This is a genomic window from Variovorax monticola (assembly GCF_051216855.1).
Lineage (GTDB): Bacteria > Pseudomonadota > Gammaproteobacteria > Burkholderiales > Burkholderiaceae_C > Variovorax.
Map to the genome: position 1 here is coordinate 696,425 of NZ_JBPJZP010000002.1, position 14,255 is coordinate 710,679.

General features: G+C 67.5%; 13 protein-coding genes. 7 read left to right on the forward strand and 6 right to left on the reverse strand.

The annotated features are described in order from the left end of the window. The first annotated feature begins 19 nt into the window (after positions 1–19). Genes thrC through moaD form a run of 4 tightly spaced genes read left to right on the forward strand, consistent with a single transcriptional unit; the run spans position 20 to position 3,547 of the window. Positions 20–1,435, forward strand: coding sequence for a threonine synthase (thrC, locus tag ACSFA5_RS08595; RefSeq protein ID WP_435443592.1), 1,416 nt, complete (start codon positions 20–22; stop codon positions 1,433–1,435). 21 nt (positions 1,436–1,456) lie between these two features. Next, a complete protein-coding gene (gene mobB / locus ACSFA5_RS08600; protein ID WP_435443593.1) occupies positions 1,457–2,002 on the forward strand; it encodes a molybdopterin-guanine dinucleotide biosynthesis protein B in 546 nt (181 codons plus the stop codon). After that, positions 1,995–3,290, forward strand: a complete 1,296-nt coding sequence (locus ACSFA5_RS08605) for a molybdopterin molybdotransferase MoeA (RefSeq protein ID WP_435443594.1) — start codon at positions 1,995–1,997, stop codon at positions 3,288–3,290. Before mobB ends, ACSFA5_RS08605 begins: the two co-directional genes overlap by 8 nt. Before the next feature lie 5 nt (positions 3,291–3,295). Then, positions 3,296–3,547, forward strand: coding sequence for a molybdopterin converting factor subunit 1 (gene moaD, locus ACSFA5_RS08610; RefSeq protein ID WP_435443595.1), 252 nt, complete (start codon positions 3,296–3,298; stop codon positions 3,545–3,547). On the opposite strand, the gene dapA is transcribed toward moaD, so the two are convergent. Next, positions 3,534–4,427, reverse strand: coding sequence for a 4-hydroxy-tetrahydrodipicolinate synthase (gene dapA, locus ACSFA5_RS08615; RefSeq protein WP_435443596.1), 894 nt, complete (start codon positions 4,425–4,427; stop codon positions 3,534–3,536). The genes moaD and dapA overlap by 14 nt on opposite strands. 255 nt (positions 4,428–4,682) lie before the next feature. Between dapA and ACSFA5_RS08620 the strand changes: the two genes are divergently transcribed. Further along, a complete protein-coding gene (locus ACSFA5_RS08620; protein WP_435443597.1) occupies positions 4,683–5,159 on the forward strand; it encodes a molybdenum cofactor biosynthesis protein MoaE in 477 nt (158 codons plus the stop codon). Positions 5,160–5,225: 66 nt separating this feature from the next. Here ACSFA5_RS08620 and ACSFA5_RS08625 read toward each other — a convergent pair whose 3' ends face one another. Continuing rightward, on the reverse strand, positions 5,226–6,221 hold the full coding sequence (locus ACSFA5_RS08625) for a Bug family tripartite tricarboxylate transporter substrate binding protein (protein ID WP_435443598.1): 996 nt from the start codon (positions 6,219–6,221) through the stop codon (positions 5,226–5,228). Between the two features lie 139 nt (positions 6,222–6,360). Between ACSFA5_RS08625 and clpB the strand changes: the two genes are divergently transcribed. Together clpB and ACSFA5_RS08635 are read left to right on the forward strand one after the other, a co-directional pair. Further along, positions 6,361–8,982, forward strand: coding sequence for an ATP-dependent chaperone ClpB (gene clpB, locus ACSFA5_RS08630; RefSeq protein ID WP_435443599.1), 2,622 nt, complete (start codon positions 6,361–6,363; stop codon positions 8,980–8,982). Positions 8,983–8,988: 6 nt separating this feature from the next. Then, a complete protein-coding gene (locus ACSFA5_RS08635; RefSeq protein ID WP_435443600.1) occupies positions 8,989–9,330 on the forward strand; it encodes a hypothetical protein in 342 nt (113 codons plus the stop codon). A 19-nt stretch (positions 9,331–9,349) separates the two neighbouring features. Here the strand turns inward: ACSFA5_RS08635 and ACSFA5_RS08640 are convergent, their stop codons facing one another. Genes ACSFA5_RS08640 through ACSFA5_RS08655 form a run of 4 tightly spaced genes read right to left on the reverse strand, consistent with a single transcriptional unit; the run spans position 9,350 to position 14,254 of the window. Continuing rightward, positions 9,350–11,170, reverse strand: a complete 1,821-nt coding sequence (locus ACSFA5_RS08640; RefSeq protein ID WP_435443601.1) for an AMP-dependent synthetase/ligase — start codon at positions 11,168–11,170, stop codon at positions 9,350–9,352. Then, positions 11,167–12,000 carry an ABC transporter ATP-binding protein gene (locus ACSFA5_RS08645; RefSeq protein WP_435443602.1) on the reverse strand — a complete coding sequence of 278 codons (834 nt, stop codon included), beginning with the start codon at positions 11,998–12,000 and terminating at the stop codon, positions 11,167–11,169. Before ACSFA5_RS08645 ends, ACSFA5_RS08640 begins: the two co-directional genes overlap by 4 nt. 8 nt (positions 12,001–12,008) lie before the next feature. Then, a complete protein-coding gene (locus ACSFA5_RS08650) occupies positions 12,009–13,193 on the reverse strand; it encodes an ABC transporter substrate-binding protein (RefSeq protein WP_435443603.1) in 1,185 nt (394 codons plus the stop codon). A gap of 23 nt (positions 13,194–13,216) precedes the next feature. Continuing rightward, positions 13,217–14,254, reverse strand: coding sequence for a branched-chain amino acid ABC transporter permease (locus ACSFA5_RS08655; protein ID WP_435443604.1), 1,038 nt, complete (start codon positions 14,252–14,254; stop codon positions 13,217–13,219). Position 14,255: the final 1 nt, after the last annotated feature.

Sequence of the window (14,255 nt, forward strand, 5' to 3'; positions counted from 1 at the left end):
GGACCCACAGGACCATCGTGTGAACTACCTGAGCACCCGCGGCCACCCCGACCGCAAGCGCTTTTGCGAAATCCTCCTCGAGGGCCTCGCGCCCGACGGCGGCCTCTACCTGCCAGCGGAGTATCCGCAGGTCGACACCGCCACGCTCGCCAGGTGGCGCGCGCTGCCTTACGCCGAGCTGGCCTTCGAGATCCTCTCGCTCTACATCGACGACATTCCGCTGTCCGACCTGAAGGCGATCTGTGCCAAGACCTACACCGCCGAGGTGTTCGGCTCCGACGAGATCGTGCCGCTGCGCGAGCTCGAGGACGGCGTGTACCTCGAAGCCCTGTCCAACGGCCCCACGCTGGCCTTCAAGGACATGGCGATGCAGCTGCTGGGCAACCTGTTCGAGTACGAACTGGCCCGCCGCGGCGCGGAACTCAACATATTGGGCGCGACCAGCGGCGACACCGGCAGCGCGGCCGAGTACGCCATGCGCGGCAAGAAGGGCGTGCGCGTCTTCATGACCTCGCCCGACGGCCGCATGAGCCCGTTCCAGCAGGCGCAGATGTTCAGCCTGCAGGACGAGAACATCCACAACATCGCCATCACCGGCGTGTTCGACGACTGCCAGGACATCGTGAAGGCGGTGTCCAACGACCTGGGCTTCAAGCGCAAGTACCGCATCGGCACGGTCAACTCGATCAACTGGGCGCGGCTGCTGGCGCAGGTCGTCTACTACTTCGCCGGCTACTTCCAGGCCACCGCGAGCAACGACAAGCCGGTGAGCTTCACCGTGCCCTCGGGCAACTTCGGCAATGTCTGCGCGGGCCACGTGGCGCGCATGATGGGCCTGCCTATCCAGACGCTGGTGGTCGCCACCAACGAGAACGACGTGCTCGACGAGTTCTTCCGCACCGGCATCTACCGTGTGCGCGGCGCGGTCGACACGCACGAGACCTCCAGCCCGTCGATGGACATCAGCAAGGCCAGCAACTTCGAACGCTTCGTGTTCGACCTGGTGGGTCGCGACGCCGACCGGCTGCGCCAGCTGTTCGTGGAAGACCTGGGCCTGCGAGGCAGCTTCGACCTGAGCGCCGACCCGGCGTTCAAGCAGGCCGCCGGGCGCTTCGGCTTCAAGAGCGGCCGCAGCACGCACGCCGACCGCCTGGCGACCATCCGCGACACCGAGAAGCGCTTTGCCACGATGGTCGATCCGCACACCGCCGACGGCCTGAAGGCCGCGCGCGAGCAGCTCGCGCCCGGCGTGCCGATGGTGGTGCTCGAAACCGCGCTGCCGATCAAGTTCGCCGCCACGCTGGTCGAGGCGCTGGGCCAGGAGCCCGAGCGGCCGAAGCGGTTCGAAGGCATCGAGGCCCTGCCCAAGCGCGTCGTGAAGCTGCCGGCCGACGCCGAGGCCGTGAAGGCCTACATCGCGCAAAACTGTGACTGATCGCGTCCGGCGGGCTCCCGCATGAAGGTCGTCGGCTTCGCCGGCTACTCGGGCGCGGGCAAGACCACGCTGCTGGAGCGCCTGATTCCCGCGCTCAAGCGGCTCGGGCAACGCGTCTCGGTGGTCAAGCATGCGCACCACAAGTTCGACATCGACCATCCGGGCAAGGACACGTACCGCCATCGGGAGGCGGGCGCCTTCGAGGTCGTCGTGGCGTCCGACAAACGGCTGGCCGTGATGCGCGAGTTCGAATTTCCCGTGGAGCTCAACGTGCACCAGTTGCTGGCCGAGGTGCACCCGTCCGCCGACTGGGTGCTGGTGGAGGGCTTCCGGCACAGCGACGTGCTGAAGATCGAAGTCTGGCGCCGGCCCGAGGGCGACGAGCCGTCGCGCCCGGCGCTCTACACCGACGATCCTTTCGTCACCGCTGTGGCCACGGACGACCCGGCCGGCCTGCCCGTGCCCACCGAGCGCCCGCTTTTCGACCTCGACGACGCCGAGGCCATTGCGAAGTGGTTGATCGACAGCGGCGACCGCTTCGAATACAACCCCGAACACCATGGCTGACACACCTGCTTCTCCCGTCCCGTTCGCCGCTTCTTCGTTGCGCCCGCCGTTGATGCCGCTCGACGAGGCCGTCGCCGCGCTGCTCGCCCGGGCGCAGCCGACGCTGCCCGCCGAGAGCGTCGTCACCTTCGAGGCCGACGGCCGCGTGCTGGCGCAGGACCTCGTGTCCGGCCTGACCGTGCCGCCGCGCGACGCCAGCGCGATGGACGGCTACGCCGTGCGCGTGGCCGACTGCGCCGCGCCGGGGGCCGAACTGGCCGTGACGCAGCGCATTCCCGCGGGCACCGTCGGCACGGCGCTCGCGGCCGGTACCGCGGCGCGCATCTTCACGGGCGCGCAGATCCCCGAGGGCGCCGACGCGGTCGTCATGCAGGAAGACACCGCCGCCACGCCGAAGGAAGGCAGCCTGGGCTCGGTTCGCATCGCCATCGTTCCGGCGGCTGGCCAATGGGTGCGCCGCGCGGGCGAAGACGTGGCGTCGGGCGATGTGGTGCTGAAGCGGGGCGAACGCCTCACGCCCGCCGCGCTCGGCCTGGCCGCCAGCGTCGGCTTCCACAAGCTGCAGGTGGCGCGCAAGCCGCGCGTGGCCATGCTCTCCACCGGCGACGAACTGGTGATGCCTGGCGAAGTGGCGCCCGACGCCATGAAGCCCGGCGCCATCTACAACTCCAACCGCTTCTTCATGCGCGCCTTGCTGCACCGCCTGGGCTGCGAGGTGAACGACCTGGGCATCGTGCCCGACGACCGCGAAGCCACCATCGCGGCGCTGCGCGACGCGGCCGAGAGCAGCGACCTGATCATCACGACCGGCGGTGTGTCCGTCGGCGAGGAAGACCACATCCGCGCCGCGCTGCAGTCGCTCGGCGAGCTGCAGCTGTGGTCGCTGTCGATGAAGCCCGGCAAGCCTTTCGCCTACGGCTCCATCGCGCGCAGCAATGGGCAGGGCGCGTGCCATGTGACCGGTCTGCCGGGCAACCCGGTGTCGAGCTTCCTGACCTTCCTGATGCTGGTTCGCCCCTTTGTGCTGACGTTGCAGGGTGCCACGCGCGTGACACTCGAGCCGGTGCGCATCCGTGCCGACTTCGACTGGCTGCGCGCCGACAAGCGCCGCGAGTTCCTGCGTGCGCGGCGCAACGCGGCGGGCGGGCTCGAACTGTTCGGCAACCAGAGCTCGGGCGTGCTCACCTCGATGGTCTGGGGTGACGGCGTGGTCGACAACCCGGCCGGACAGACGATCAGGTCGGGCGACACCGTGAACTTCATTCCCTTCGCCTCGCTGCTCGGCTGAATCGAATGAAAGTCCAGGTCCGTTATTTCGCCTCGGTGCGCGAGGCGCTTGCCCGCAGCGGCGAAAGCGTAGACACGCAAGCCGAAACCCTCGCCACGCTGCGCGACGAACTCATCGCCCGGGGCGGCGTCTACGCCACCGCGCTGGCGCGAGGCAAGGCGGTGCGCATGGCGCTCGACCAGGCCATGAGCGACGAGTCCGCAGCCCTGCACGACGGCTGCGAGGTCGCCTTCTTTCCACCCGTCACGGGCGGCTGAGCAGGGCGCTCAGCGCCACGAGGCGCTCGCGCAGGCCGTCGGACGCGCACGTCATCGGCGAACGCAGCTCGTCGTGCATTTCGCCTGCGTGCGCCAGTACCGCCTTCACGGGGCCGGGGTTCGGCTCGGCGAACAACATGTCCACCAGCGGCTGCAAGGCCTGCCAGTCGGCGCGGGCCTCGGCCAGCCGGTTCTCCGACAACAGGCGCACCAGCCGCACGAAGCGGCGGGTCTGCACATTGCCGCTGGCTGCGATGGCACCCACGCCGCCTTCGGCCATCGTGCTGAAGATCTGGTGGTCTTCGCCCGACAGCACCTGCAGCCGGCCATCGGCGATCACGGCGCGCGTCTTGGCCATGTCGCCGCCGCAGTCCTTGATGCCGCGAATGCGCGGGTGCGCGGCCAGCGCCAGCAGCGTGTCGCGGGCGATGGTGACGCCGGTGCGGTAGGGGATGTCGTAGACCAGCACCGGCACCGTGCTGGCGTCGGCAATGGCCCGGAACCATTCGAGCAGGCCGGCCTGCGACGGGCGAATGTAGTGCGGCGCGGCCACCAGCAGGCCCGCCAGCGGGCGCTCGCAGAGCTTGCGCGCCCAGGCCGTGGCCTTGCCCAGGTGGTAGCCCGAAATGCCCATCACCACCGGCAGGCCGTCGGCCGCGGCCAGCACGGTGTCAAGCACGGCCAACTGCTCGACCTCGTCGAGCGCGGCAGCCTCGCCGGTGGAGCCGCAGGGCACGAAGCCGGTCACGCCGTCGGCGGCGAGGCGCCGGGTCAGGGCGGCGAGGGCGTCATGGTCCACCGCGCCGTCGCGGAACGGAGTGACGAGGGCGACCCAGAAGCCTGAGAAATCAGGGACGGGGGGATGGAGTTGTTGCGGCACGCGGGCTTCCTTTCAGGAATCGACCGATGGAAAAAGAACCACCGTCGGATGCGCGCGAAACCCATGAGGGGGCCAAAAACCTTGGCAGGTTCCGTCGCTCATCCGACGACGGAACCTCGGCTCCGGTCAGACGAGCTTTGGTTTTTTGGCTTTGCTGCCCTGGCCCGCGCGGCCGCTTCCAGTGTGCGAAAGCACTGTGGACGGCGTGGCGAGGCAAGGCATCGTCGCAGTCTAGCGCGGTGCCACAATTCGGAAATGAGCGTTGCACGTGTTTCGATCCAGACAGCCGATTTCGACCTCTCGCAAGAGATCGCCGTGTTGCGTGCCGGCGACAAGCGCGTGGGCGCGGTCTGCAGCTTCGTAGGCACTGTGCGGGACCGCAACGACGGCAGCAGCGTCGCGTCGATGGAGCTGGAGCACTACCCCGGCATGACCGAGAAGGCCGTCGAGGCCATGATCGACGAGGCGCACCGGCGCTTCCACATCCTGGGTGCGCGCGTGATCCACCGCGTGGGCCTGCTGCAGCCGCTGGACCAGATCATGATGGTGGCGGTGGTGTCGGCGCACCGCGGCCAGAGCTTCGAGGCCTGCGAGTTCCTGATGGACTACCTCAAGACGCAGGCGCCGTTCTGGAAGAAGGAGCAAACGCCCGAAGGCGCCCGCTGGGTCGATGCGCGCGTGGCCGACGACGCGGCGCTTGCGCGCTGGGGCATCAGCGCCCCGAATGCCTGACTTGCACTGGCGAAGGCCGCGAGCCCTCACCCCAACCCTCTCCCCGAGGGGAGAGGGAGCAAGACATCACAGGGGCTTGAAGCCGCTGCCCTGAATGATCTTTTCCCAGGCCGCGGTGTACGTGCGCACACGCCCCGCGAACTGGCCCTGCGACTCGTAGCCCACCGTCAACCCCATCGCCGTGAGCTTCTGCTTCACGTCGGGCATGGCCAGCACCTTCTGCAGCGCCTCGCCGTACTTGTCGATGATCGGCTGCGGCGTGCCCACCGGCGCGAAGATGCCGTAGTAGGGCAGGTCGTCCAGGTTCGCGAAGCCCAGTTCGGTGAAGGTCGGCACGTTCGGAATCACGGCCTGGCGCCTGGCGCCGATGGAGGCCACGATGCGCACCTTGCCCGCCTTGTGGTTCTCAATGAAGTCCGGCACCGAGGCGATGCCCGCGGTGATCTGGTTGCCCAGCATGTCGGCCGTCATGGGTGCGCTGCCACGGTAGGGGGCGGGCTGCACGTCGATCTTGTACTTGTCCGAGATCATCTTCACCAGGAACTCGGGGATCGAGGCCGGCGCCGGAATGCCGATGGTTTCCTTGCCGCCCTTTTGCGTGCGGACCCACTTCACGTACTCGTCCATGGTCTTGGCCGGCGTGCCGCCCGAGACGGCCAGCACGTTGGCGAAGGTGGCGAAGCCGGCCACGGGCACGAAGTCGGTGGCGGGGTTGAAGCCGGGGTTCTTGATGACCTGCGGCAGGATCGAGATGGTGTGGTCGTGCGACAGCAGCAGCGTATGGCCGTCGGCGGGCGACGACTTCAGCACGGTCGCGGCGATCTGCCCGCCCGCGCCCGCGCGGTTTTCGACCACCACCGGCACGCCCAGCACGTCCTTGAGCTTCTCGCCCAGGGTGCGCGCGATGGCGTCGGTGCCCGCGCCGGCCGGAAACCCTACCAGCAGGCGGATGGGCGTGCCGCTTTGCGCCTGCGCAAGGCCCGACAGGCCCAGGGCGGCTAGAAAGAGGCCGGCGCTGATCGCCCGGCGCACCGGTTGAACGCGCTGCATTGAAAAAACCATGATCGACTCCATTCGAGAGAGAGAAATGCCTACGGGCAGGGAAACGGATCTTGTGCAATACCCGTGCCCACGGCGCCAGCGTTGCTGGCAACCTTGAATCGTGCCCGAACGGCCCTATTTTGGATGCAGGAACACCACCATGCGACAAGACAAACTCACCACCAAATTTCAGGAAGCCCTGGGCGACGCCCAGACGCTTGCGCTGGGCAACGACAACGCCTACATCGAACCGGCCCACCTGCTGGTCGCGATGCTGCGCCAGAGCGAGGGCCCGCGCGCGCTGCTCGAACGGGCAGGCGTGAACGTGCCCGGCCTGTCCCAGGCGGCCGAGGCAGCCATCAAGAAGCTGGCGCAGGTGCAGGGTGCCGACAGCGTGCAGGTCGGCACCGAGCTGGGCAAGCTGCTGCAGGCCACCGAGAAGGAGGCCATCAAGCGCAACGACCAGTTCATTGCCGGCGAGCTCTTCCTGCTGGCGCTGACCGACAGCAAGGCCGACATCGGCAATCTCGTGCGTTCGAACGGCATGACGCGCAAGTCGCTCGAAGCGGCCATCGACGCAGTGCGCGGCGGCCAGGGCGTGAACAGCGCCGACGCCGAAGGCCAGCGCGAGGCCCTGAAGAAATACACCACCGACCTCACCGAGCGCGCGCGCCGCGGCAAGCTCGACCCCGTCATTGGCCGCGACGAGGAAATCCGCCGTGCCATCCAGGTGCTGCAACGCCGCACCAAGAACAACCCCGTGCTCATCGGCGAACCCGGTGTGGGCAAGACCGCCATCGTCGAAGGCCTGGCGCAGCGCATCGTCTCGGGTGAGGTGCCCGAGTCGCTCAAGGGCAAGCGCGTGCTGTCGCTGGACATGGCCGCGCTGCTGGCCGGTGCCAAGTTTCGCGGCGAGTTCGAGGAGCGCCTGAAGACCGTGCTGAACGAGCTCGCCAAGGACGAAGGCCAGACCATCGTCTTCATCGACGAGCTGCACACCATGGTCGGCGCCGGCAAGGCCGAGGGCGCGATGGATGCGGGCAACATGCTCAAGCCCGCGCTCGCGCGCGGCGAGCTGCACTGCGTGGGCGCCACCACGCTGGACGAGTACCGCAAGTACATCGAAAAAGACGCCGCGCTGGAGCGCCGCTTCCAGAAGATCATCGTGGGCGAGCCCAGCGTGGAAGCCACGGTCGCCATCCTGCGCGGCCTGAAGGAAAAGTACGAGGTGCACCACGGCGTGGACATCACCGACCCGGCCATCGTGGCCGCGGCCGAGCTGAGCGACCGCTACATCACCGACCGCTTCCTGCCCGACAAGGCCATCGACCTGATCGACGAGGCCGCGGCCAAGATCAAGATCGAGATGGACTCCAAGCCCGAGGTCATGGACCGCCTGGACCGCCGCCTGATCCAGCTGCAGATCGAGCTGGAGGCCGTGCGCCGCGAGAAGGACGAAGCCTCGCAGAAGCGCTTCGGCCTGATCGAGGTCGAGATCGCCAAGCTGCAGAAGGAAATTGCCGACTACGACGAGATCTGGCAGGCCGAGAAGGCGCAGGCCCAGGGCAGCGCCAAGGTGCGCGAGGACATCGACAAGATCAAGTTCCAGATTGCGGAGTCCACCGCCAAGGGCGACTTCAACAAGGTCGCCGAGCTGCAGTACGGCCAGCTGCCGGCGCTCGAGAAGCGCCTGAAGGAAGCGCAGGACGCCGAAGCCAGCAAGGGCAAGTCGAGCGCCCCCACGCTGCTGCGCACGCAGGTCGGCGCGGAAGAAATCGCCGAGGTCGTGGCGCGCGCCACCGGCATTCCGGTCGCCAAGCTGATGCAGGGCGAGCGCGACAAGCTGCTGGTGATGGAAGACAAGCTGCACGAGCGCGTGGTCGGCCAGGACGAGGCCATCGGTGCGGTCGCCAACGCGATCCGCCGCTCGCGCTCGGGCCTGAGCGACCCGAGCCGCCCCACGGGCTCGTTCCTGTTCCTCGGCCCCACGGGCGTGGGCAAGACCGAGCTGTGCAAGGCGCTCGCGGGCTTCCTGTTCGACAGCGAAGACCACCTGATCCGCATCGACATGAGCGAGTTCATGGAGAAGCATTCGGTCGCGCGCCTGATCGGTGCGCCGCCGGGCTACGTGGGCTATGAAGAAGGCGGCTACCTCACCGAAGCCGTGCGCCGCAAGCCCTACAGCGTGGTGCTGCTCGACGAGGTCGAGAAAGCCCACCCCGACGTGTTCAACGTGCTGCTGCAGGTGCTCGACGACGGGCGCCTCACCGACGGCCAGGGCCGCACGGTGGACTTCAAGAACACGGTGATCGTGATGACGAGCAACATCGGCTCGCCCATCATCCAGGCCATGGTGGGCCAGCCCTCGGAAGACATCAAGGAGGCGGTGTGGGACGAGCTGAAGAACTACTTCCGCCCCGAGTTCCTGAACCGCATCGACGAGACGGTCGTGTTCCATGCGCTGGACGCGAAGAACATCGAATCGATCGCCGGCATCCAGCTGAAGGTGCTGACCGCGCGCCTCGCGAAGATGGACCTGGGCCTGCAGGTGTCGCCCGCGGCGCTGGCCGAGATTGCCAAGGTCGGCTTCGACCCGGTGTTCGGTGCGCGTCCGTTGAAGCGCGCCATTCAGCAGCGCATCGAGAACCCGCTCTCCAAGCTGCTGCTGGACGGCAGCTTCGGGCCGAAGGACACGATCGAGGTCAACACCGACCCGATCCAGTCGCCGGGAAAGTTCTCGTTCTCCAAGGCCGGGGAACCAACGGCGGCGGCTTCGGCCTAAGCTGGAATGATGAACTTCATTTTTCGGGTCATTCTTCTGCTCGTGGGGCTGGTCTTTGCGGCCAGCCTGGCCGTGGTGGTCATGCTGCTGGCGGCCGTGTGGGGCACGCGCTACGCCTGGGGGCGTCTCACGGGCAAGCCCGTGACCCCGTGGGTCGCCTCGATGGGCGGGCGCTTCAACCCGCGCTCCGGCTTCGACAGGTTTCGCCATGCGGCACAGCCCGCAGAGCCCCAGGCGGCCGATGTCGTCAACGCACGGGCGCGCGGCGAATCGGTGCGCAGCCCCATCGCCATCGGCCCCGCCGATGACGTGACCGACGTGCGGGCCCGCCCCGTGCGCGGCGAATAAGCAAGCCGCGCGAAGCCGGTCAGGCGCTGTACAGCGCCTCGATCTCGCCGGCGTAGGTTTGGTAGATGCTGGCGCGGCGCACCTTCATGGTCGCCGTGACCTCGCCGTCGTCATGGTCCAGCTCCTTGGTCAGCAGATGAAAGCGGCGGATCTGCGACACCTGCGCCAGCTTGGCGTTGCCCTTTGAAACTTCCGCGTCGATCAGCACGCGCACGCGGGGTTCTTCCACCAGCGAGCGGAAATGCGTGAACGAAATGCGCGCCGCCTCCGCCCACTTGCCCACGGTTTCATAGTCGATCTGCAGCAACGCGCCGACGAACTTGCGGCCGTCCGCCACCACGATGCACTCCTTGATGAAAGGGCTGCCCTTCATGGTGTTCTCGATTTCCGAGGGCGTGAGGTTCTTGCCGCCCGCGGTGATCATGATGTCCTTCAGGCGGTCGACGATGCGCAGCTGGCCGTGGTCTTCGCGCACCACGTCGCCGGTGTACAGCCAGCCGTCGCGGACCGACGCGGCCGTGGCCTCCGGGTTCTTGTAGTAGCCCTCGAACACCATGTCGCCGCGCACCAGCAGTTCGCCCGCCTCGCCGATGCGGTGCTCGGTGCCCTGCGTGGGCTCGCCGACCGTGCCGATCTTCACCGCGTCATGCCGGTGGCCGGCGATCATGCCGGTCGATTCGGTCAGGCCGTACACCTCCACCAGCGGCACGCCCAGCGTTCGAAAGAATCGCACCACGTCCGTCGGAATCGGCGCCGCACCGGTCAGCGCAACGCGCGCGCGGCGCAGGCCGATGAAGTTCTGCAGCGCGCGCAGCACCGTCCAGTAGGCGAGGGCGAAGCGCCCGCGCTCGGCCAGCGTCCATGCGGCGCGCGGCTTCTCGGCCAGCGGCGCGCACGCGGCCATCGCGCGGACGAACATCGCGCGCTGCACGGGCCCGGCCTCCTGCATCTTGATGCTGATGCCCGCATGCAGCTTCTCCCAGATGCGCGGCACGCCGAGGAACATGGTGGGCGCCACTTCGCGCAGGTCTTCCTGCACGGTGCGTATCGATTCGCCGAAGTTCACCTGCGAGCCCAGGTACACCGGCACGAAGGCCGTGAGCATCTGCTCGGCCACGTGGCACAGCGGCAGGTACGACAGGTGCGTGGTGTCGCCGTCCAGCGCCAGCCGCTCGGCGATGCCTGGCACCACGCCGCGAATGTTGCGGTACGAAATCATCGCGCCCTTGGGCTTGCCGGTGGAGCCCGAGGTGTAGATCATCAAGCCGATGTCGGCCAGCGTCTGGCGCTGCAGCGCGGCATCGATCACGGCCATGCCGTCGCGCGCGAACGCCGCCGCACCGGCCTGCTCGACCTGCGCGAAGGTCGCGATGCGCTCGCGCACCGCTGGCGGGTAGCTGGCCAGGCCCTTGGTCTCCATGACGACGATCTTGCGCAGCCGCGGCAATTGGTCGATGGCCTCCAGCACCTTGTCGGTCTGCTCCTGGTCTTCGCAGACCAGCACCTCGATGTCCGCATGGCCCACCACGTAGGCCACCTCGTTGCTGGGGCTCGTCGGGTACACGCCGACCGTCACCGCGCCGATCAGGCCCGCGCCCATCTGCGACAGCAGCCACTCGACGCGGTTCTCCGAAATCACGCCCAGGTGCGCGCCCGTTCCCAGGCCCATCGCATGCAGGCCCAGAGCGAAGTGGCTGGCGCGCCGCAGGTAGCCGGCCCAGTCCAGCGGATGCCAGATGCCGAAGTCCTTCTGCCGGATGGCGATGCGCCCGGGCTGCAGCCGTGCCTGCGCGCGCAGCATCTGCGGCAGCGTCAATGAGGGGAGCGTGTTCGTCGTCATGACAGCCAGCGCTTGCGGCGCTTGTAGTGCTTGAGCGCGCGGAAGCTGCGCGACTCGCCGCTGCCGCCCACGCCCAGGTAGAACTCGCGCACGTCGGGGTCGGCCGCCAGACGCTCGGCACTGCCGTCGATCACCACCTTGCCGCTTTCCATGATGTAGCCCGTGTGTGCGATGGCCAGCGCCACGCTCGCGTTCTGCTCCACGAGCAGCATCGACGTGCCGCGCTCGGCGTTGATGCGCGCGATGATCGTGAAGATGTCCTCCACCAGCTTGGGTGACAGGCCCAGCGAGGGTTCGTCCAGCAGGATGAGCTTGGGCTGCGCCACCAGCGCGCGGCCGATGGCCAGCATCTGCTGCTCGCCCCCCGAGAGATAGCCGGCGAGGCCCTTGCGGCGTTCGTGCAGGCGGGGGAAATAGGCGTACACGTCGTCGAAGTCGCGCGACGGCGCGGGGCCGCCGCGCTCGGTCAGCGCATAGGTGGCGGCCACCAGGTTCTCTTCCACCGTCAGGTCTTCGAACACGCGACGGCCTTCCATCACATGGCTCAGCCCGCGCCGCACCAGCTGCTGCGGCGCCAGCTGCGCGGTCGGCGCGCCGTCGAACACGATGCGCCCGGCCTCCACCTCGCCGTCTTCCAGCGCCAGCAGCCCCGACACCGCTTTCAGCGTGGTCGACTTGCCCGCCCCGTTGCTGCCCAGCAGCGCCACGATCTGCCCGCGCGGCACGGCCAGCGACAGGCCGCGCAGCACCTGCACCACCTTGTTGTAGACCACCTCGATGTTGTTGACCTCCAGCACAAGATCTGCTGCAGGTGCCGCGCGCGCGTCCATGGCGGGTGTCAGTTCAGTGCAATCCAGTCGGACGCCGCCACCATCTTCTGCGCCTTCATGTCGGCCTTGTACACACGGCCCACCGGAATCGAGTTGCCCTTGATGGTGATCGGCGTGCCGATGAGCCCGCCCGTGTCGAAGTCCTTGATGGTGTTGAGCGCGGCCTTCAGGTTCTTGCCGTCCAGCGGCTTGCCGGCGTCCAGGGTGCGCCGGGCCGCTTCGGTGAACAGCATGGCCGTGAGAAAGCCCTGCGTGTAGGCCGTGCTCTGGTACTCGGGGCGCAGCGCGCGGATCTTGTCGAGCATCGGCGCCTTGGCCGAGGTGTCGTAGTAGTAGCGGTAGGGCATGACGCCCATGAAGCCGTCGGCGGCTTCGCCCATCTTCATGACGGTGGAGCTGTCCATGGTCCAGAAGGTGCCCATCCACTTGCTGGTCATGCCCATCTGCTTGCCCTGCTGCACGAACTCGGGAATGGGCGCGAGGATGTAGCCGTGGAAGATGGTGTAGTCGGGCGCGGCGCGGCGCAGCTTGATGACTTCGGTCGACACATCGACGCTGCCCGCCGGCGTCATGAGCTTCACGGGCACGGTCAGGCCGAGCTTCTTCGCGGCGGCTTCGCTGGCCTCGATGGGGTCGCGCCCGAACTCCGAGTCGGAGTACACGAAGGCCACCTTCGCGCCCGGCTTTTCCTTGGCGATGTGGCGCAGCAGGATGCCGATCTGCTCGGTGTAGTCGGGGCCCACCAGGAACTGGTTGGGGTACTTGGACGGGTCGTTGAGCTCGGTGGCGAACGATGCGCCCGCCATCAGGATCTGGCCGCTGCGATCGAGCTCGGGGTTGATGGTTTTCGAGAACCCGGTGGAGTCGCCGTAGTAGAGGTTGACCTTGTTCTGGCTGGTGATCTTCTTGAACGCCGCCACCGACACGTCGACCTTGTAGCCCGTGTCTTCCGGCACGTAGCGCAGCTTTCGCCCCTTGATGCCGCCCGCGTCGTTGACCATCTTCACGTAGTCGGCCATGCCGGCGTTGATGCCCACGCCCGCGAAGGCGAACACGCCGGTCATGGGAATGGAGCCGCCGATGACGATGTCCTCGGTGCCTTGCGCATGGGCGAGCGGCACGACGGCGGCCAGGCCCGCCGCGATCAGCAGGGCGCGGCGGTGATTGGAAAGCTTCTTGTGTGTCTTGGGCATGCTTGTCTCCTGTTGGAATGGGCTCAGTTGCGGAACGGCCATAGATGAAAGAAGCGGCGTATGCGCCGCCACACTTCTGCGAGCCCGTGCGGCTCGAACACCAGAAACCCGACGATGAGCAGGCCGAAGACGACGGTGCGCACCGGCGACAGAAACACGGTCATCTCGTTGCCGCCGGGCAGCAGGTCGACCACGAGCTTGAGCAGCTCGGGCACCATGGTCATGAACACCGCGCCGAAGATGCCGCCGAGGATGGTGCCCATGCCGCCGACGATGATGGCCGCGAGAAAGAAGATCGACATCAGCAGCGGAAAGCTCTCGGGCGTGACCACGCGAAAGAAGTACGCCCACAGCCCGCCGGCCACGCCCGCATAGAACGAAGAGAGCCCGAAAGACAGCAGCTTGTAGCGAAGCAGCGGAATGCCCAGCACTTCGGCCGAGATGTCGCGGTCGCGAATGGCGATGAAGGCGCGGCCCACGCGGGTGCGAAAGAGGTTGGCGGCACCCAGCACCATCAGCAGCATGACGGGCACGATCACCCAGTAGAGGCGGAACGAGGTGTCCAGCGGCAGGCCGAAGAGTTGCGCGGGCGGCAGCGAGATGCCGGTGGTGCCACCCGTGAGCTTGAGGTTGGCGAACAGGAAGTGCGCGATGAACGAGGCCGCAATGGTCGCGATGGCCAGGTACAAACCTTTCACGCGCAGCGAGGGAATGCCCACGATCAACCCACCGAGCATGGCGACGAAACCACCCGCGAGGATGTTCAGCAGGAACGGTGTGCCGAGCCGCGTCTGCATGATGGCGACGGTGTAGGCGCCCAGGCCCATGAAGGCGGCTTGTCCCAGGCTGACGAGGCCTGTGTAGCCGGTGAGGATGTTGAGGCCCGTTGCGCTCGCGACGTTGATGGCGACGAGGCAGGCAAGGTACAGCCAGTAGTCGCTGGCCATGAACGGAAAGAGCACCAGCAGCGCCGCGCCGATGCCGAGCCATGCCTTCTGCGTGCGCGAATCGAACAGCGCCGCGTCGGCGATGTAGCTTTGCTTGAGGGTGCCGATGCGCATC